Source organism: Serratia sp. (in: enterobacteria), from assembly GCF_052400455.1.
Classification (GTDB): Bacteria; Pseudomonadota; Gammaproteobacteria; order Enterobacterales; family Enterobacteriaceae; genus Serratia; species Serratia ureilytica.
Map to the genome: position 1 here is coordinate 4,613,772 of NZ_CP185812.1, position 19,670 is coordinate 4,633,441.

Annotated in this window: 11 protein-coding genes and 1 riboswitch; of the genes, 9 read left to right on the top strand and 2 right to left on the bottom strand. The window is 61.2% G+C overall.

What is annotated here, in order from left to right:
* Positions 1–149: 149 nt before the first annotated feature.
* The 3 genes from malE to malG are packed head-to-tail and all read left to right on the top strand — an operon-like array spanning position 150 to position 3,880.
* Complete coding sequence (gene malE / locus ACORQT_RS22160; RefSeq protein WP_033651209.1) at positions 150–1,343, top strand: maltose/maltodextrin ABC transporter substrate-binding protein MalE; 1,194 nt, start codon at positions 150–152, stop codon at positions 1,341–1,343.
* A gap of 57 nt (positions 1,344–1,400) precedes the next feature.
* A complete protein-coding gene (gene malF, locus ACORQT_RS22165; protein ID WP_042785469.1) occupies positions 1,401–2,978 on the top strand; it encodes a maltose ABC transporter permease MalF in 1,578 nt (525 codons plus the stop codon).
* Positions 2,979–2,989: 11 nt separating this feature from the next.
* On the top strand, positions 2,990–3,880 hold the full coding sequence (malG, locus tag ACORQT_RS22170; RefSeq protein WP_015379237.1) for a maltose ABC transporter permease MalG: 891 nt from the start codon (positions 2,990–2,992) through the stop codon (positions 3,878–3,880).
* A 208-nt stretch (positions 3,881–4,088) separates the two neighbouring features.
* On the opposite strand, the gene psiE is transcribed toward malG, so the two are convergent.
* The gene (gene psiE, locus ACORQT_RS22175) at positions 4,089–4,496 is read right to left on the bottom strand and encodes a phosphate-starvation-inducible protein PsiE (RefSeq protein WP_015379238.1); all 408 of its coding nucleotides are present in this window, start codon (positions 4,494–4,496) and stop codon (positions 4,089–4,091) included.
* 225 nt (positions 4,497–4,721) lie between these two features.
* Here psiE and ACORQT_RS22180 point away from each other — a divergent pair, with 225 nt between their 5' ends.
* On the top strand, positions 4,722–6,155 hold the full coding sequence (locus ACORQT_RS22180; RefSeq protein ID WP_042785470.1) for a capsule assembly Wzi family protein: 1,434 nt from the start codon (positions 4,722–4,724) through the stop codon (positions 6,153–6,155).
* Positions 6,156–6,216: 61 nt separating this feature from the next.
* Here the strand turns inward: ACORQT_RS22180 and pgi are convergent, their stop codons facing one another.
* A complete protein-coding gene (pgi, locus tag ACORQT_RS22185; RefSeq protein ID WP_033651205.1) occupies positions 6,217–7,863 on the bottom strand; it encodes a glucose-6-phosphate isomerase in 1,647 nt (548 codons plus the stop codon).
* Positions 7,864–8,092: 229 nt separating this feature from the next.
* On the opposite strand from pgi, the gene ACORQT_RS22190 reads away from it, so the two are divergent.
* The 5 genes from ACORQT_RS22190 (at position 8,093) to ACORQT_RS22210 (ending at position 19,622) form a co-directional block, all read left to right on the top strand.
* Positions 8,093–9,901 carry a cation:proton antiporter gene (locus tag ACORQT_RS22190; protein WP_004936687.1) on the top strand — a complete coding sequence of 603 codons (1,809 nt, stop codon included), beginning with the start codon at positions 8,093–8,095 and terminating at the stop codon, positions 9,899–9,901.
* Positions 9,902–9,953: 52 nt separating this feature from the next.
* Positions 9,954–10,148, top strand: a riboswitch (Lysine riboswitch).
* A 108-nt stretch (positions 10,149–10,256) separates the two neighbouring features.
* On the top strand, positions 10,257–11,624 hold the full coding sequence (gene lysC, locus ACORQT_RS22195; RefSeq protein ID WP_042785471.1) for a lysine-sensitive aspartokinase 3: 1,368 nt from the start codon (positions 10,257–10,259) through the stop codon (positions 11,622–11,624).
* 143 nt (positions 11,625–11,767) lie between these two features.
* The gene (panS, locus tag ACORQT_RS22200; RefSeq protein WP_072626864.1) at positions 11,768–12,685 is read left to right on the top strand and encodes a ketopantoate/pantoate/pantothenate transporter PanS; all 918 of its coding nucleotides are present in this window, start codon (positions 11,768–11,770) and stop codon (positions 12,683–12,685) included.
* Between the two features lie 385 nt (positions 12,686–13,070).
* Positions 13,071–14,750, top strand: a complete 1,680-nt coding sequence (locus tag ACORQT_RS22205) for a ShlB/FhaC/HecB family hemolysin secretion/activation protein (protein WP_072626863.1) — start codon at positions 13,071–13,073, stop codon at positions 14,748–14,750.
* A gap of 45 nt (positions 14,751–14,795) precedes the next feature.
* Positions 14,796–19,622: a hemagglutinin repeat-containing protein gene (locus ACORQT_RS22210; RefSeq protein ID WP_164057681.1), complete on the top strand. Its 4,827-nt coding sequence runs from the start codon at positions 14,796–14,798 to the stop codon at positions 19,620–19,622.
* Positions 19,623–19,670: the final 48 nt, after the last annotated feature.

Genomic DNA, 19,670 nt, shown 5'->3' on the forward strand with positions numbered 1-19,670 from the left:
CACAGAATAGAGCGCAACGTTAACTGGATCACACTCCTCATCTCAGGGGCGTAGAGGGGGGGAGGATGAGAATATGTCGCGTTGTGACCCACTATGATCGCGAAACGTCTCTCCTTGATTTATGTGCCCACAAAAAGAAGGACTGGATTATGACTCGCAGCATTACCCTCGCCCGTACGCTGGCGCTCTCGGCACTGGCTACTCTGGTGCTCTCTTCTTCCGCCTTCGCCAAGATAGAGGAAGGCAAACTGGTTATCTGGATCAACGGTGACAAAGGCTATAACGGCCTGGCCGAAGTCGGCAAGAAATTCGAAAAAGACACCGGCATCAAAGTCACCGTCGAGCATCCCGACAAGCTGGAAGAGAAATATCCGCAGGTGGCCGCCACCGGCGACGGCCCGGACATCATCCTCTGGGCCCACGATCGCTTCGGCGGCTATGCGCAGTCCGGCCTGCTGGCCGAAGTCCACCCGTCCAAAGCCTTCCAGGACAAGCTGTTCCCGTTCACCTGGGACGCCGTGCGCTATGACGGCAAGCTGATCGGCTACCCGATCGCCGTCGAAGCGCTGTCGCTGATTTACAATAAAGACCTGGTCAAACAGCCGCCGAAGACCTGGGAAGAGATCCCGGCGCTGGACAAACAGCTGCGCGCCAGCGGCAAAAGCGCCATCATGTGGAACCTGCAGGAACCCTACTTCACCTGGCCTATCATCGCCGCCGACGGCGGTTATGCCTTCAAGTATGAGAACGGCAAATACAACATCAAGGATGTCGGCGTCGCCAACGCCGGTTCGCAGGCCGGCCTGCAGTTCATCGTCGATCTGGTGAAAAACAAACACATCAACGCCGATACCGATTACTCGATCGCCGAAGCCGCGTTCAACAAAGGCCAGACCGCGATGACCATCAACGGCCCGTGGGCCTGGAACAACATCGAGCAGAGCAAAATCAACTACGGCGTGACGCTGCTGCCGACCTTCAAAGGCAAACCGTCCAAACCGTTCGTCGGCGTGCTGACCGCCGGCATCAACGCCGCCAGCCCGAATAAAGAACTGGCGACCGAGTTCCTCGAGAACTATCTGCTGACCAACGAAGGGCTGGCGGACGTCAACAAAGACAAACCGCTGGGCGCGGTGGCGCTGAAGTCCTACCAGGAAACGCTGGCCAAAGATCCGAAGATCGCCGCCACCATGCAGAACTCGCAAAACGGGGAGATCATGCCGAACATTCCGCAGATGAGCGCTTTCTGGTACGCCGAACGCAGCGCGGTGCTCAACGCCGTCAGCGGCCGCCAAACGGTGAAAGCCGCGTTGGACGATGTGCAGACCCGTATCACCAAGTAATGTCGTCGTGCGGGGCGCCGTGGCGCCCCGCCGTTGCTTCACAGAAAGGAACGCCCTATGCAATTCGCTCACGCCGGGACGCCTGCGCGTAAAAAATCGAAGTGGTGGCAAAGCGACGCGCTGAAATGGCTGGTGGTCGGCCTGTTCAGCCTGGTGACCTGCTACCTGATTGTGTTGATGTATGCACAGGGTGAATACCTGTTCGCCATCCTGACGCTGATCCTGGTCAGCGCCGGGCTTTACGTCTTCGCCAACCGCCGCGCCTACGCCTGGCGCTATGTGTATCCCGGCGTCGCCGGCATGGGATTGTTCGTCCTGTTCCCGCTGATCTGCACCATCGCCATCGCCTTTACCAACTACAGCAGCACCAACCAGCTGACGTTTGAGCGCGCGCAATCGGTATTGATGCAGCGTCAGTTCCAAAGCGGCAAAACCTTCACCTTCGGCCTCTACCCGGCGGAAAACCAGCAGTGGCGCCTGCAGCTGACCTCGCCGGACAGTGAACAGCCGCTGATTTCCGAGCCTTTCCGCCTCGACGCGACGCCGCCGCTCCCCCTGAAATTGACGGCCCAGAGCGCCGCGCCGCAGGGCGAACCCGCCACGCTGCGGGTGATCACCCAGAACCGGCAGGCGCTGAGCCAACTGGTGGCGCAGCTGCCGGACGGCGATGAATTGCGCATGAGCTCCCTGCGCCAGTTCTCCGGCACCCGTCCGCTGTATGCGCTGGACCAAGACGGCAGCACGCTGACCAATAACCAGACTCAGGTGCGCTACCGGCCGAACGGCGACATCGGCTTCTATCAGGCGATCAACGCCGACGGCGGCTGGGCGCAGGAAACCCTGAGCCCAGGCTATACCGTCACCACCGGCTGGAAAAACTTCCTGCGGGTGCTGCAGGACGAGGGCATCAAAAAACCGTTCGTGTCGATCTTCATCTGGACCCTCGTGTTCTCGGTGATGACGGTGATCCTTACCGTGGCGGTCGGCATGGTGCTGGCCTGCGTGGTGCAGTGGGAGGCGCTGAAAGGCAAGGCTATCTACCGCGTGCTGCTGATCCTGCCCTATGCGGTACCGTCGTTCATCTCGATCCTGATCTTCAAAGGCTTGTTCAACCAGAGCTTCGGCGAGATCAACATGATGCTCAGCCACCTGTTCGGCATCAAACCGGCCTGGTTCAGCGATCCGCTCACCGCCAAGAGCATGATCCTGATCGTCAACACCTGGCTCGGCTACCCGTACATGATGATCCTGTGCATGGGGCTGCTGAAGGCCATCCCGGACGATCTGTACGAGGCCTCGGCGATGGACGGCGCCAACCCGTGGCAAAACTTCTTCCGCATCACCTTCCCGCTGCTGATCAAGCCGCTGACGCCGCTGATGATCGCCAGCTTCGCCTTCAACTTTAACAACTTCGTGCTGATCCAGCTGCTGACCAACGGCGGCCCGGACATGATCGGCACCACCACGCCGGCCGGCTATACCGATCTGCTGGTCAGCTACACCTACCGCATCGCCTTCGAAGGCGGCGGCGGGCAAGACTTCGGGCTGGCGGCCGCCATCGCCACGCTGATCTTCCTGTTGGTGGGCGCGCTGGCGATCCTGAATTTGAAAGCCAGCAAGATGAACTTCGATTAGGGAGAATAACGATGGCCATGGTTCAACCCAAATCCCAGCGCCTGCGCCTGTGGATCACCCACATTTTGATGCTGTGCTTTATCGCCCTGATCATGTTCCCGCTGCTGATGGTGGTGGCCATCTCGCTGCGCGCCGGCAACTTCGCCACCGGCAGCCTGATACCGGAAACCCTCTCCTGGGATCACTGGCGGCTGGCGCTCGGCTTCAGCGTCACCCACGCCGACGGCAGCGTGACGCCGCCGCCGTTCCCGGTGCTGCTGTGGCTGTGGAACTCAGTCAAGATCGCGGCGATCACCGCCATCGGCATCGTGACGCTGTCCACCACCTGCGCCTACGCCTTCGCCCGCATGCGTTTTCGCGGCAAGAGCACGCTGCTGAAAAGCATGCTGATCTTCCAGATGTTTCCAGCGGTGCTGTCGCTGGTGGCGCTGTACGCCTTGTTCGATCGCCTGGGCCAGTACATTCCGTTTATCGGCCTCAACACCCACGGCGGCGTAATCTTCGCCTATATGGGCGGCATCGCGCTGCATGTCTGGACCATCAAGGGCTATTTCGAAACCATCGACAATTCGCTGGAAGAGGCGGCGGCGCTGGACGGCGCCACGCCGTGGCAGGCGTTCCGGCTGGTGCTCCTGCCGCTGTCGGTGCCGATTCTGGCGGTGGTGTTCATTCTGTCGTTTATCGCCGCCATCACCGAGGTGCCGGTGGCGTCGCTTCTGCTGCGCGATGTGAACAGTTACACGCTGGCGGTGGGCATGCAGCAATATCTCAACCCGCAGAACTACCTGTGGGGCGATTTCGCCGCCGCCGCGGTGCTGTCGGCGATACCGATTACCGCCGTGTTCCTGCTGGCGCAGCGCTGGTTGGTGGGCGGCCTGACGGCCGGCGGCGTGAAGGGGTAATTTGTGCCACTGCAGTGCGTTTGATGTTTTTCCTTATCTTTTACCCTATGGATTTCAAGTTACAGCCAGGCGACCAGCTCGCTAAGCCCAGGCGCTTACTTCAGTAAGTAACTGGGGTTAGCGAGTGCAGTCAACAACGCTGTCGCTTGAAAGACGACGGGTAATGATATCCTGTGTCTTTGGCGGCCTTTGGCCGCCATTTTTATCGCTACTCCCGTTTCAGCCGATCGGTGTTGGCCAGATAGAGCGTCACCACCAGCACCAATATCGCCGCCGCGTAGATCAGGGTGTCGATGGGATTTTTGTGATCCACGATAATCAAACGAATAATCGCGGTAATGCCGATATAAATAAAATAGCGCAGCGGGAAATGATAACCCGACTCAAAATACTTGACGATCAAGGCGATAAATTCAAAGTACAGAAAATAAATCACGATGCCTTCAATCAACAGGTAAGAGGACGACTCTTCACTGTTGATAAATAACACCTTCGCCAGATGGATGGTTTCCTTAACCAGAAACACCACCAGAATTGCCGCCAGCAGCAACAGGCCCACGTTCAGCACTCGCTGCAGCCCTTTCGCTATCATTATCGAACGCGACGTTTTTGCCATAAAACCTCTCTCTGAATACCGCTTATATGATTCAACCTTGCCAATATAGGCATTGTCCTAAAAATTACGCCCTTCGCGAAAGCACTTTAAACTCCATTTAATTCATAAAGTTATAATAAGATGTTTCTGGCTTATAGATTTGTAGCAAATCGAAATGTCAACTATCATGGGTCACAGAGATCTTTACATAAAACCAATAACCTCGAATTAACAAGGGAATTCTTTATGCGCGCTAAACTTAACGGACTGGTCGCTGCGGGCCTGTTTACCTGTGCATTGTCCGGCCACGCCGCCGGCCTGGTAGCCCCTGACAACGATCTGCGTAACGATCTCGCCTGGTTGTCTGACCGCGGCGTCATCAACGTCAGCCTGTCCACCTGGCCGCTGAGTCAGGAAGAGATCAGTTCCGTTATCGCGCAGGCCAAACCGGTCACCAATACCGAGAAAAACGTCATCGACCGCGTGCAACGCCGCGTTGACGCCCTCAAAGCCAACATCCGCGTCAGCGGTTACGCCTCGACCGATAAACCCGGCACCCCGCAGGGCTTCGGCCAAAACGAGTACGCCGACGATCGCCTGACCATCGGCGCCGGTGCCAACGGCGAGTTCTGGGACGTGCGTCTGCAGGGCTCGGTGGAAGGCGACCAGCGCGTCAGCGACGGCTCCAAATTCAATATGAACGGCTCCTACGGCGCGGTGAAAATCTGGAACCAATGGCTCTCCTTCGGCGAGGTCTCCCAGTGGTGGGGCCCGGGTTACGACGGCAGCCTGATCCGCTCCGACGCCGCGCGCCCGGTCGCCGGCTTTATGCTGCAGCGCGCCGACCAATCGCCGTTTGAAACGCCGTGGCTGTCGTGGATCGGCCGCTGGCAATACCAGTTGTCCGCCGGTCAGCTGTCGCAGTACGCTGCCGTGCCGGATACCAAACTGATCGGCGGTCGCCTGACCATGATGCCGACCGATTTCCTGGAGCTGGGCGCTTCGCGCGTCATGATGTGGGGCGGTGATGGCCGTCCGCACTCCTGGCGTTCCTTCTGGGATGGCGTAACCGGCAACGACAATACCGGCGATCCGAAAAACGATCCGGGCAACCAGTTGGGCGGTTTTGACTTCAAACTCAAACTGCAGCCGCTAGTCGGCATGCCGGTCAGCCTTTATGGCCAAATCACCGGCGAAGATGAAGCCGGCATGTTGCCTTCGCATAATGCCTATATGTTGGGGCTTGAAGGCCATCCGGAATGGGGTCCGACCACCATCAACTGGCATATCGAAGGTTCTGATACCCGTTCTAACGGCAACGCCAACAACGTGATGTACAACCACTACATCTATCGGGGCGGTTACTACCAGCAAGGTTACCCGCTGGGCCATGCGATGGGCGGCGACGGCCAGATGCTGTCCGGTCGCGTCGAGCTGGTGCTGGACGACAGCCAGCGTTGGAGCACCCGCTTGGTATACGCCAAGGTGAATCCGAACAACCAAACCATCAACCGGGCATTCCCGCGTTCCGATACGCTGAAAGGCATTCAGCTCGGCTGGGGTTACACCTTCCCGTCACAGGTTAAGTTCGACACCAGCCTGTGGTACACCGACAGCGATCACAGCACCGCCGATGACGTGGGCGCCGGCGTCAGCTTCGAAGTGCCGATCAACCTGTAACTTTTCGCAGACGTAAAAAAACCCGCCGCGGCGGGTTTTTTTATTGGCTCAGATCAGGCGATTAGCGCCATTCCTTGAAGCGGTTGATCAGCGCATTGGTCGAGCTGTCGTGGCTGCTGATTTTCTCGCTGCCCGCCAGTTCCGGCAGGATGCGGTTGGCCAGCTGTTTGCCCAACTCCACGCCCCACTGATCGAAGGTGAAGATGTTCAGGATTGCGCCCTGGGTGAAGATCTTGTGCTCGTACAACGCAATCAGGCTGCCCAGGCTGAACGGGGTGATTTCACGCAGCAGGATCGAGTTGGTCGGACGGTTGCCTTCAAACACTTTGAACGGCGCCACGTGTTTGACCTGCTCAGGGGTTTTACCCTGCGCCGCGAACTCGGCTTCCACCACTTCCAGCGACTTGCCGAACGCCAACGCTTCGGTCTGGGCAAAGAAGTTGGACAGCAGTTTGGCGTGGTGATCGCCCAGCGGGTTATGGCTGATGGCCGGCGCGATGAAATCGCACGGCACCAGCTTGGTGCCCTGGTGGATCAGTTGGTAGAACGCGTGCTGACCGTTAGTGCCCGGCTCGCCCCAGATGATCGGGCCGGTCTGGTAATCCACCGGATTGCCGTTGCGATCGACGTACTTGCCGTTGGATTCCATGTTGCCCTGCTGGAAGTAAGCGGCAAAACGGTGCATGTACTGATCGTACGGCAGAATGGCTTCGGTTTCGGCGCCGAAGAAGTTGTTGTACCAAATACCGATCAGCGCCAGCAGCACCGGCAGGTTTTTCTCCGCCGGCGTTTCGGCGAAGTGCTTATCCATGGCGTGCGCGCCGCTCAGCAGCTGCTCGAAGTTGTCGTAACCGATGGACAACGCGATCGACAGACCGATCGCCGACCACAGCGAGTAACGGCCGCCGACCCAGTCCCAGAATTCGAACATGTTGTCGGTATCGATGCCGAACTCGGCCACCGCTTTGCCGTTGGTGGACAACGCAGCGAAGTGCTTGGCCACGTGTTGTTGATCGACGGCGCTGCTCAGGAACCAGTCGCGCGCGCTGTGGGCGTTGGTCATGGTTTCCTGAGTGGTGAAGGTTTTGGACGCCACCAGGAACAGCGTGGTTTCCGGGTTCAGCGGCTGCAGCGTTTCGGCGATGTGGGTGCCGTCAACGTTGGAGACGAAGTGCATGTTCAGGTGGTTTTTATAAGGGCGCAGCGCTTCGGTCACCATGTAAGGGCCGAGATCCGAACCGCCGATGCCGATGTTCACCACGTCGGTGATCGGCTTGCCGGTGTAGCCTTTCCACTCGCCGCCGATGACGCGCGCGCAGAACTGTTTGATCTTGGCCAGCACCGCGTTCACTTCCGGCATCACGTCTTTGCCGTCGACCAGGATCGGGCTGTTGCTGCGGTTGCGCAGGGCAATGTGCAGCACCGCGCGATCTTCGGTGCGGTTGATCTTCTCACCGGCGAACATCGATTTGATGGCGCCTTGCAGATCGGTTTCTTTCGCCAACGCCTGCAGCTTCTCCAGGGTTTCCTGCGTGATGCGGTTCTTGGAATAGTCCACCAACATTTGATCGTTGAAGGTCGCGGAGAACCTGGAGAAACGATCGCTGTCCTCGGCGAACAGGTCGGCGATCCGTACGTCTTTCATCTGTGCATAATGTTGCTGCAGGGCTTGCCAAGCAGCGGTTTGACTAGGATTGATATTTTTCATAGCAACACTCTTAGGCTTGAGAATAAAAATGACGCGTTTGTCCGATTGTAGCCTGTTCGACTGTGATTATGATCGCTTTTCTTGCGATAGGCGCTAACTGTCAACGCATTGCCGCCTCGTTTCAGCTTTCACTCTATACTTTTGGCTAACGGCCTGTTATCGGGGTTGCCGAATTGTCATCAGGCTGTGTCATCGTCGCTTATTTCGTCATTTGAAAGGGATCTCGCTTATGGAATTATCCGCCCCACTCATGTTGGTGCTTATCGGCCTGGCGTCGCTGCTGGCGCAGTGGCTGGCCTGGCTGCTGCGCCTGCCGGCCATCTTGCCGCTGCTGCTGTTCGGCATCGTGCTCGGCCCGACGGTGCATCTGGTGCAGCCGGATCTGCTGTTTGGCGATCTGCTGTTTCCGCTGGTGTCGCTGTCGGTGGCGATCATCCTGTTCGAAGGGGCGCTGACGCTGCGTTTCGAGGAAATTCGCGGCCTAGGCGGCGTAGTGCGCAATCTGGTCACCGTCGGCATGCTGGTCACCTTTCTGGTCATCAGCCTCGCCAGCTGGTGGCTACTGGATTTCCCGCCGGAGCTGGCGGCGTTGATCGGCGCGGTGACGGTGGTGACCGGGCCGACGGTGATCGCTCCGCTGATGCGCGTCGTGCGGCCGAACGCCAATATCAACCAGGTGCTGCGCTGGGAAGGGATCGTCATCGATCCGGTCGGCGCCATCTTCACCCTGCTGGTGTTCGAGTTCATCGTGCTGAAGCAGAATGCGGAATCCTATACCCACCTGTTTTGGACGCTGGGCGTGACCGCCGCCGTCGGCCTGATCGCCGGCGCGCTGTTCGGCTACCTGCTCGGCCTGGCGCTGCGCCGCGTCTGGCTGCCGCGCTACCTGCAGAACCTGGCGGTGCTGGCGATCATGCTGACCGCCTTCGGCGTTTCCAACGCCATCGCCGACGAATCCGGTTTGCTGACCGTCACGGTCATGGGCATCTGGCTGGCCAACATGCGCGACGTGGATACCAGCGATATTCTGGCGTTCAAAGAGGAGCTGTCGGCGATCCTGATCTCGGCGCTGTTCATCATTCTGGCGGCGCGGCTCGACATCCAGGCGCTGTGGAACATGGGCTGGCCGCTGCTCCTGCTGCTGCTGGCGGTGCAGTTCATCGCCCGGCCGCTGTGCATCGCGGTGTCGACCTGGCGCTCTTCCCTGCACTGGCGCGATCGGCTGCTGCTGTGCTGGATCGCCCCGCGCGGCATCGTCGCCGCGGCGGTCAGCTCGCTGTTCGCGCTGACGCTGCAGCGCAGTGGCTATCAGGGCGCCGACCGGCTGGTGACCGTGGTGTTCGCCATCATCATCGGCACCGTGGTGTTGCAAAGCCTGACCAGCGGCATGATGGCGCGCTGGCTGCGGGTGCAGCAGCAGAAACCGCGCGGCGTGCTGATCGTCGGCGCCAACAGCGTGGCGCGCATGCTGGCGCAGGCGCTGATCAAGCTGAACGTGCCGGTGATCGTCACCGACAGCAGCTGGGAATACTACCGTCAGGCGCGCATGGACGGCATTCCGGCCTACTATGGCCACGCCTACTCCGAACACGCCGAGAACTATCTCGATCTGAGCAATATCGCCCAGGTGCTGGCGCTGTCGCCCAATCGTCACCAAAACGCGCTGGCCGTCTATCACTTCGGCCACCTCTTCGGCGAGGATCACGTGTTCGCCATTCGCTCGGGGGCGCCGTTGAAAGGGCGCGGCGCCAGCGCGGAAAGTTCGCGTTTCCGCCGGCACGAAATTTTATTTAATCAGGAAGCCACCTACGGCCGCCTGAGCAGCCTGCTCGCCAGGGGGGCCACCATCAAAGCGACCAAATTGAACGAAAATTTCGGTTGGTTGGAGTATTTGGAAAAACATCAGGGCGTTATCCCGTTATTCAGCCAAAAGGAAGACGGTTCTCTGCAACCGATTGGCGCCGGTTCCACGCCTGCGATGCCCTGTACGCTTATCGCGCTGGTGCAAGATGAAAATCCCTCACCGTCTGTACGTTGACAGAATGACGATAACCGGCTATTCCTAACAGCCTACTTGCGCACCCGGTGCGCAAGCCAGAAGAGGCGCGTCGCCCAGGTAGAGTGTCAGAGGAGCCGTTTCTCCGTTGACGGCACCCGAGGGGGAGCGACGCCGAGGTAGGGTAATGGCCGGCCATTATCGTATCGACTACAGGGGCTGAATCCCCTGGGTTGTCACCAGGGGATCGCCCGCAGGGCGATCGACAAGGTGGGGCGCTTCTGGGTGTATCGTAGCCTGACCTCTACGCCTGCCCCCTGTTTACCGCTCTCCCCTTGTGCCAAGGCTATGGAATTACAGTGCCCCCAAACGGGCATCCCTGACACGAGGTTTCTACATGAACCAAGCAGTACCCCAGAATTCCACCGTGGTAGCCAAGTTCGGCGGCACCAGCGTCGCCGACTTTGAAGCCATGAACCGCAGCGCCGACGTCGTGCTGGCCAATCCGCAGGTCCGCCTGGTGGTGTTGTCCGCCTCGGCGGGCGTCACCAACCTGTTGGTCGCCCTGGCCGAGGGCTGCGAGGCCGAGAAGCGCAACTACCAGCTTGATGAAATTCGTCGCATCCAGTACGCCATCCTCGATCGCCTCGCGGCACCTGCGGTGATCCGCGACGAGATAGACCGCCTGCTGGAAAACATCGCCATGCTGTCGGAGGCCGCGTCGCTGGCCACCTCGACGGCGTTGACCGACGAGCTGGTCAGCCATGGGGAGCTGATGTCCACCCTGCTGTTCGTTGAAATCCTGCGCGCCCGCAACGTGCAGGCCGAATGGTTCGACGTGCGTAAAGTGATGCGCACCGACGATCACTTCGGCCGCGCCGTGCCGGACAGCGCCGCGCTCAGCGAACTGGCGCAGGCGCAGTTGCGGCCGCGTCTGCAGGAGGCGCTGGTGGTCACCCAGGGCTTTATCGGCAGCGAACCGAAAGGCCGCACCACCACGCTCGGCCGCGGCGGCAGCGACTATACCGCCGCGCTGCTCGGCGAGGCGCTCGGCGTCGGCCGGGTGGATATCTGGACCGACGTGCCGGGCATCTACACCACCGATCCGCGCGTGGTGCCGGCAGCCAAGCGCATCGATAAAATCGGTTTCGAAGAGGCGGCGGAAATGGCCACCTTCGGCGCCAAAGTGCTGCATCCGGCCACCCTGCTGCCGGCAGTGCGCAGCGACATTCCGGTGTTCGTCGGCTCCAGCAAGGATCCGGCGGCCGGCGGCACGCTGGTGTGCAACACCACCGAAAACCCGCCGCTGTTCCGCGCGCTGGCGCTGCGCCGCAAGCAAACGCTGCTGACGCTGCACAGCCTGAACATGTTGCACGCGCGCGGCTTCCTGGCCGAGGTGTTCAACATTCTGGCGCGCCACAATATCTCCGTCGATCTGATCACCACCTCGGAAGTCAGCATCGCGCTGACCATGGACACCACCGGCGCCACCTCCGTCGGCGGCAGCCTGCTGACCACCTCGCTGTTGACCGAGCTGTCGTCGCTGTGCCGGGTGGAGGTGGAAGAAAACCTGGCGCTGGTGGCGATCATCGGCAACCAGCTGTCGCGGGCCTGCGGCGTGGGCAAAGAGGTGTTCGGCGTGCTCGATCCGTTCAACATCCGCCTGATCTGCTACGGCGCCAGCAGCTATAACCTGTGCTTCCTGGTGCCGGGCGAAGAAGCCGAGCAGGTGGTGCGCACCCTGCACCACAACCTGTTCGAATAAGTCATTATCCCTGATTGCGGGCGCAGCATGCTGCGCCCCTGCGTCTAAAAAATCCGTTCAAAACCGGCAGGGGTTCAGCCTGTTGAACCCGCAAAAAAACACAACCACCCCCACCGTTCTCAATCTGGCTAAGGAAAACCTGCATGCTGGCAATATTCACGCGCTTATTCCCCCTGTGGGCGATACTGCTGTCCGTCGCCGCCTATTACACGCCGAGCACCTTTACCGGCATCGGCCCCTACGTCAGCCCGCTGCTGATGCTGATCATGTTCGCCATGGGCGTTACGCTGCGGCTCGACGACTTCAAACGCGTGCTGGCGCGCCCCGGCCCGGTGGCGGCAGGCATCTTCCTGCATTATCTGATCATGCCGCTGGCGGCCTGGATCCTGGCGATGCTGTTCCGCATGCCGCCGGATCTGTCCGCCGGCATGGTGCTGGTGGGCAGCGTGGCCAGCGGTACCGCGTCCAACGTGATGATCTACCTGGCCAAGGGGGACGTGGCGCTGTCGGTGACCATCTCGGCGGTCTCGACGCTGGTGGGGGTGTTCGCCACGCCGCTGTTGACCCGCCTGTACGTCGATGCCGAAATCAGCGTCGATATCATGGGCATGCTGCTCAGCATCCTGCAGATCGTGGTGATCCCGATCGGCCTGGGCCTGATCGTCCACCATACCCTGACCCAAACGGTGAAGCGCATTGAGCCGCTGCTGCCGGCGCTGTCGATGGTGTGCATCCTGGCGATCATCAGCGCGGTGGTGGCGGGCAGCCAAAGCCACATCGCCTCGGTCGGCCTGGTGGTGATCGTCGCGGTGATCCTGCACAACGGCATCGGTCTGTTGAGCGGCTACTGGGGCGGCAAGCTGTTCGGCTTCGACGAATCCACCTGCCGCACGCTGGCGATTGAAGTCGGCATGCAGAACTCCGGGCTGGCGGCCACGCTGGGCAAAATCTACTTCTCGCCGCTGGCCGCGCTGCCGGGCGCGCTGTTCTCGGTCTGGCACAATCTCTCCGGCTCGCTGCTGGCGGGTTATTGGTCCGGACGCCCCATCAAGAAAAAATAAACCGCCTGCGGGGACGCAAACATTTGCGTCCCCGTTCTTCTCTGCGAAATTTCGTATTTCCCACTGGTCGGATTGTCATAATTCCCCCCATCCTCTATCATCCGTGAAAAATAAAAATTCAGATTCTTCCTATCCATGCCGATAATGTTGGCAAGGGGGAGAGACGCTCCACTTTTTTTAATTAATTAAGTCACCAGGGTTGCCCGCCAAAAAAGAAGCAGCCTAATTATTATTTAGATCTATACCCACCGTCTTATTTGCTGCGGCAAATCGAGATACCTCGCAATGTGCATGTCGCTCATTATTTCGGGCCGGCCGTCGGTCGCCCGTGGTTAACCTCATGGATTGGGCTGGCTGCCCCGGCAGCCTCTCATAATGGATTACAATGATAAAAAAAATCACCGCCTTGATGCTGCTGGTCAGCACGGCCCTTTCCGCTGAAACCCTGCCGGATTCCCACATGATGCGGGATATGTCGATGGGGGAATCACGCCGCGCGCTGCAAGACAGCACGCGTGAAGTCAACCAGCTGATTGAACAGCGCCGCTATCAGCAACTGAAGCAACAGCGCCTGCTGGCGGAACCGGAACCGGCCGCGCCCGCCCTGCCGCAATCCGCGCAGTGCCTGCCGATCGCCGGCGTTTACCTGCAAGGCATTACCCTGCTCTCGCCGGCCGATTTGTCGGCCCTAAGCGCGCTGCCGGAAAACTGCATCAGCAGCAACGATATCAATCGCCTGACCCGCGAATTAACGCGCCTTTATGTGAAAAAAGGCTATATCACCGCGCGCGTGCAAATTGTTCGCCCTAATTCGCAGGGGGAATTGGGGCTGAGCGTGACCGAAGGATTTATCGAGAAAATAGAAGGCGGCGATCGCTGGGTCAACAGCCGATTATTATTTCCTGGGCTGGAAGGCAAGCCGCTGAAATTAACCGAACTCGATCAAGGATTGGATCAGGCCAATCGTTTGCAATCGAATACCACCAAGCTGGATATATTACCCGGCCGCCAGGTTGGCGGTTCGGTCATTCGTTTGCGCAATCAGCACGCCAAGCCCTGGCTGATTACCGCCGGCACGGATAATTACGGCCAGAAAAGCACCGGCCAGTGGCTGGCGCGCGCCACCGCCACGCTGGACAGCCCGTTCGGCCTGTCGGACTTCGTCAGCCTGAACGCCAACAGCACGTTGGAAAACCCGGCTCACCGCTACAATCGCGCCTACACCCTGCTCTATTCGCTGCCGTACGGCGCGTTCACCTTCAGCGGGTTCGCCAGCTTCTCGTCCTATGAGAACCACCAGCAGCTGCCGCACAACGTGGTCAAACTGCACGGTCAGACTCAACAGTACGGGCTGCGCAGCGACTACGTGTTTTATCGCGACCACGATCAGATAGACAGCCTGAGCGGCCAGTTGACCTACAAGCGCATCGACAACTACTTCGAAAGCGTGCGTCTTGAGGTCAGCAGCCCAACGCTGACCCTGGCCGAGCTGAGCGCCAGCCACCTGCAAATTCTGCCCCATGGGGTATTCAGCGCCAACCTCAGCGTCGAGCAGGGCCTGCCCTGGCTGGGCGCCGATCGCCACCCGAGTTCGGTGCACCTCGACAGTCAATTCACCAAGGGCAAGCTGTTCGCCAACCTGAGCCAGCGCCTCAAGCTGGGTGACGCCACCTATCAGCTCAACAACCTGTTCTACGGCCAATACAGCCGCGACCCACTGCCCGGCGTGGAGTGGCTTAGCCTTACCGATCGCAGCGCCGTGCGCGGCTTCAGCCGCAGCACCCAGTCCGGCGACAACGGCTGGTATCTGCAGAACACGCTGTCGCGCAGCTTCAATTTAGGTGCCGCCACGCTGACGCCGCGCCTTGGCGCCGACGTCGGCCGCATTCTGCCGCGTCAGGACAACTCGGGCTGGCGCAGCAGCGCCGGGGTGAGCAGCGGCGCCACGTTACGCTACAGGCAGGCGCTGGTCGATCTGGAGGTCAGCCGCGGCTGGATTTTGTCGAACCACGCCACGCCTGAAGATCCCGTTCAGGTGCTGGCGCGCTTTTCTTACACCTTTTAATCAGCAGTTTTGCAGGACCCCACGGCAATATACGGAGATACATGGATGAAAAATAATAACTTCAGACTTTCGGCGGCAGGCAAACTGGCCGCCGCGCTGGCGATAATTCTCGCCGCTTCCGCCGGCGCCTACGCCGGTGAGATCGTCGCGGCCAACGGCGCCAACGGCCCCGGCGTTTCCACCGCCGCCACCGGCGCCCAGGTGGTCGACATCGTCGCGCCGAACGGCAACGGGCTGTCGCATAACCAATATCAGGACTTCAACGTCAACCAGCCCGGCGCGGTGCTGAACAACTCCCGCGAGGCGGGGCTGTCGCAGCTGGCCGGCCAACTGGGCGCCAACCCCAATCTGGGCGGGCGCGAAGCCAGCGTGATCCTCAATGAAGTGATCGGCCGCAATCCGTCGCTGCTGCACGGCCAGCAAGAGATCTTCGGCATGGCGGCCGACTACGTGCTGGCCAACCCGAACGGCATCAGTTGCCAGGGCTGCGGGTTCATCAACACCAGCCGCTCCTCGCTGGTGGTCGGCAACCCGCTGGTGGAAAACGGCCTGCTGCAGGGTTACAGCACCCTGGGCAACCGCAATACCCTGAGCCTCAACGGCACCCTGAACGCCGGCGGCGTGCTGGATCTGATCGCGCCGAAGATAGACAGCCGCGGCGACGTCATCGTACAAGACTTCACCCACCGCAACGGCAAAGTGACGCCGGCGGCGATCAACGCCATCAGCGGCCTTAACCGCGTGGCGCGCGACGGCAAGGTGCTGGCCAGCGAGCAACCGACGACCGCGCTGGACAGCTACTACCTCGGCAGCATGCAGGCCGGGCGCATCAACATCATCAACACCGCGCAAGGCAGCGGCGTGAAGCTGGCCGGCAAGCTGACCGCCGGCGACGAGCTCAAGGTGAAGGCCTACGACATTCGCAGCGAAAGCCGCGTTGAAGATGCCGGCAGCAACCGCAACGGCGGCGACAACTACCAGAACTACCGCGGCGGCATCTACGTCAACGATCGCAGCAGCAGCCAGAAGCTGATCCGCACCGAGCTGAAAGGCAAGAACATCAGCCTGGTGGCGGATAACCACGCGCACCTCACCGCCACCGATATTCGCGGCGAAGACATTACCCTGCAGGGCGGCAAGCTGACGCTCGACGGCCAACAGCTGAAGCAAACCCAAGGTCACACCGACAACCGCTGGTTCTACTCCTGGCAATACGACGTCACCCGCGAGCGCGAGCAGCAGCAGCAGGCGGGCAGCACCGTCGCCGCCAGCGGCAACGCCAAACTCGTCAGCACCCGGGAGGACGTGACGCTGCTGGGCGCCAACGTCAGCGCCGACCGGGCGCTGAGCGTCAAAGCGGCGCGCGACGTGCACCTCGCCGGGCTGGTGGAGAAGGATAAGTCCAGCGAACGCGGCTACCAGCGCAACCACACCTCCAGCCTGCGCACCGGCAGTTGGAGCAGCAGCGACGAAAGCGAAAGCCTGAAGGCCAGCGAACTGCGCAGCCAGGGCGAACTGACGTTGAAAGCCGGCCGCAATGTCGCAACCCAGGGCGCCAGGGTTCACGCCCAGCGCGATCTGACGATCGACGCAGACAACCAGATCCAGATCGGGGTGCAGAAAACCGCCAACGCCAAAGCGGTGCGCGATGACAAAACCTCCTGGGGCGGCATCGGCGGCGGCGACAACAAGAACAACAGCAACCGCCGCGAAGTCAGCCACGCTTCCGAACTGACCAGCGGCGGCACGCTGCGCCTGAACGGCCAGCAGGGCGTCACCATCACCGGCAGCAAGGCGCGCGGCCAGAAAGGTGGCGAAGTCACCGCCACCCACGGCGGCCTGCGCATCGACAACGCGCTGAGCACTACCGTGGACAAAATCGACGCGCGCACCGGCACCGTGTTCAACATCACCAGCAGCTCGCACAAGGCCGACAACAGCTACCAGAGCAGTACCGCCAGCGAACTGAAGTCCGACACCAACCTGAAGCTGGTCAGCCGTAAGGATACCGACGTGATCGGCAGCCAGGTCGCCAGCGGCGGCGAACTGAACGTCACCTCACAGACCGGCAACATCAACGTCAAGGCCGCCGAGCAGCAGCAGAACATCGACGAGCAGAAGACCGCGCTTACCGTCAACGGCTACGCCAAAGAAGCCGGCGACAAGCAATACCGCGCCGGTGTACGCATCGAACACACCCGCGACAGCGAGAAAACTACCCGCACCGAGAACCGCGGCGCCACCCTCAGCGGCGGCAGCGTGAAGCTCGAAGCGGATAAGGACGTGACCTTCAGCGGCTCCAAATTGGTCGCCGACAAAGGCGACGCCAGCGTCAGCGGCAATAAGGTTTCGTTCCTGGCGGCCGACGACAAAACCACCTCGAACACCGAGCAGACCAAGGTCGGTGGCGGTTTCTACTACACCGGCGGCATCGACAAGCTCGGCAGCGGCGTAGAGGCCGGTTACGAGAACAGCAAAACGCAGGCGCAGAGCAGCAAGGCAGTCACCTCCGGCAGCGACGTCAAAGGCAACCTGACTGTCAACGCCCGTGACAAATTGACCCAGCAAGGCGCGCAACACAGCGTCGGCGGCGCCTATCAAGAAAACGCCGCGGGCGTCGATCATCTGGCCGCCGCCGACACTACCAGCAGCAGCACCACCAAAACCGACGTCGGCGTGAACATCGGCGCCAACGTCGATTACAGCGCCGTCACTCGTCCGGTCGAGCGTGCGGTCGGCAAGGCGGCCAAGCTGGACGCCACCGGCGTCATCAACGACATCGGCGGCATCGGCGCGCCTAACGTCGGCCTGGATATCGGCGCACAGGGCGGCAGCAGCGAAAAACGCAGCAGCAGCTCGCAGGCGGTGGTCAGCTCGGTGAAAGCCGGCAGCATCGACATCAACGCCAAAGGCGAAGTGCGCGATCAGGGCACGCAATATCAAGCTGACAAAGGCGCGGTCACGCTGACGGCGGACAGCCACCGCAGCGAAGCCGCGGCGAACCGTCAGGACGAGCAGAGCCGCGACACCCGCGGCAGCGCCGGCGTGCGCGTCTACACCACCACCGGCAGCGATCTGACCGTGGACGCCAAGGGCGAAGGCGGCACTCAGCGCAGCAACAGCAGCGCGAGCCAGGCGGTGACCGGCTCGATCGACGCGGCCAACGGCATCAACGTCAACGTGAAAAAAGACGCGGTCTATCAGGGCACCGCGCTGAACGGGGGCAGCGGTAAAACCGCCGTCAACGCCGGCGGCGATATCCGTCTTGATCAGGCCAGCGACAAACAGAGCGAAAGCCACAGCGGCTTTAACGTCAAAGCCTCCGCCAAGGGCGGTTTCACCGCCGACAGTAAAAACTTCGGCGCCGGGTTCGGCGGCGGCACCCACAACAGCGAAAGCAGCAGCAGCACCGCGCAGGTCGGCAACGTCAGCGGCCAACAGGGTGTGGAACTGAAGGCGGGCCGCGATCTGACGCTGCAGGGCACCGACGTCAAGAGCCGGGGCGACGTCACTCTGAGCGCGGGCAACCAGGTCGCGCTGCGGGCGGCGGAATCGACCCAAGCGCGTAAGGAGAGCAAGCTGTCCGGCAATATCGATCTGGGCGCCGGCAGCAGCGACAGCAAGGAAAAAACCGGCGGCAGCCTCTCCGCCGGCGGCGCATTCGACATCGCCAAGGTGAATGAGTCCGCGATAGAACGCCAGGGCGCCACTCTCGCCTCAGACGGCAAGGTCACCCTGTCCGCCAATGGCAAAGGCGATGACGCGCTGCATCTGCAGGGCGCCAAAGTCAGCGGCGGCAGCGCCGCGCTCGAGGCGAAAAACGGCGGCATCCTGCTGGAGTCCGCCAAAAACGAGCAGCATAAAGACAACTGGAATCTGGGCATCAAAGCCAACGCCAGAGGCGGCCAAACGTTCAACAAGGACGCCGGCGGCAAGATCGATCCGAACACCGGCAAAGACACCCATACGCTGGGGGCCGGTCTGAAGGTCGGCGTGGAACAGCAGGATAAAACCACCCACGCCAACGCCGGCATCACTGCGGGCGACGTGGCGATCAACAGCGGCAAGGACACCCGTCTCGCCGGGGCGCGCGTCGATGCCGACAGCGTCCACGGCAAGGTGGGCGGCGATCTGCGCATTGAAAGCCGCAAAGACGTTGAGAAAGGCGTGAAGGTGGATGTGGATGCCGGCCTGAGCCACAGCAACGATCCGGGCAGCAGCGTCACCTCCAAGCTGTCGAAGGTGGGCACACCGCGCTACGCCGGTAAGGTGAAAGAGAAACTGGAGGCCGGAGTAAACAAAGTGGCCGACGCCACCACCGACAAGTACAACAGCGTGGCGCGTCGCCTCGATCCGCAGCAGGACACCACCGGCGCGGTCAGCTTCAGCAAGGCCGACGGCAAAGTCACGCTGCCGGCAACGCCGGCCGGTGAAAAACCGCAAGGCCCGCTGTGGGATCGCGGCGCACGCACCGTCGGCGGCGCGGTGAAAGACAGCATCACCGGTCCGGCCGGTCGCCAGGGGCACCTCAAGGTCAATGCCGACGTGGTGAACAACAACGCGGTTGGCGAGCAGTCGGCGATTACCGGCAAGAACGGCGTGGCGCTGCAGGTCGGCGGCCAAACCCAACTGACCGGCGGCGAGATCCGCAGCCAGCAGGGCAAGGTGGAACTGGGCGGCGGAAAGGTCAGCCAGCAGGACGTCAGCGGCCAGCGCTATCAGGGCGGCGGCCGCGTCGATGCGGCCGCCACGATCGGCGGGCTGTTAGGCGGCGCGGCGAAGCAAAGCGTCGGCGGCAACGTGCCGATCGCCAGCGGCCATGCGTCAACTCAGCAAGCGGACGCCAAAGCCGGGGTGTTCAGCGGCAAATAACTCGCCCCCCAACGCAACGCCCCCGGTTAAAACCGGGGGCGTTTTTTT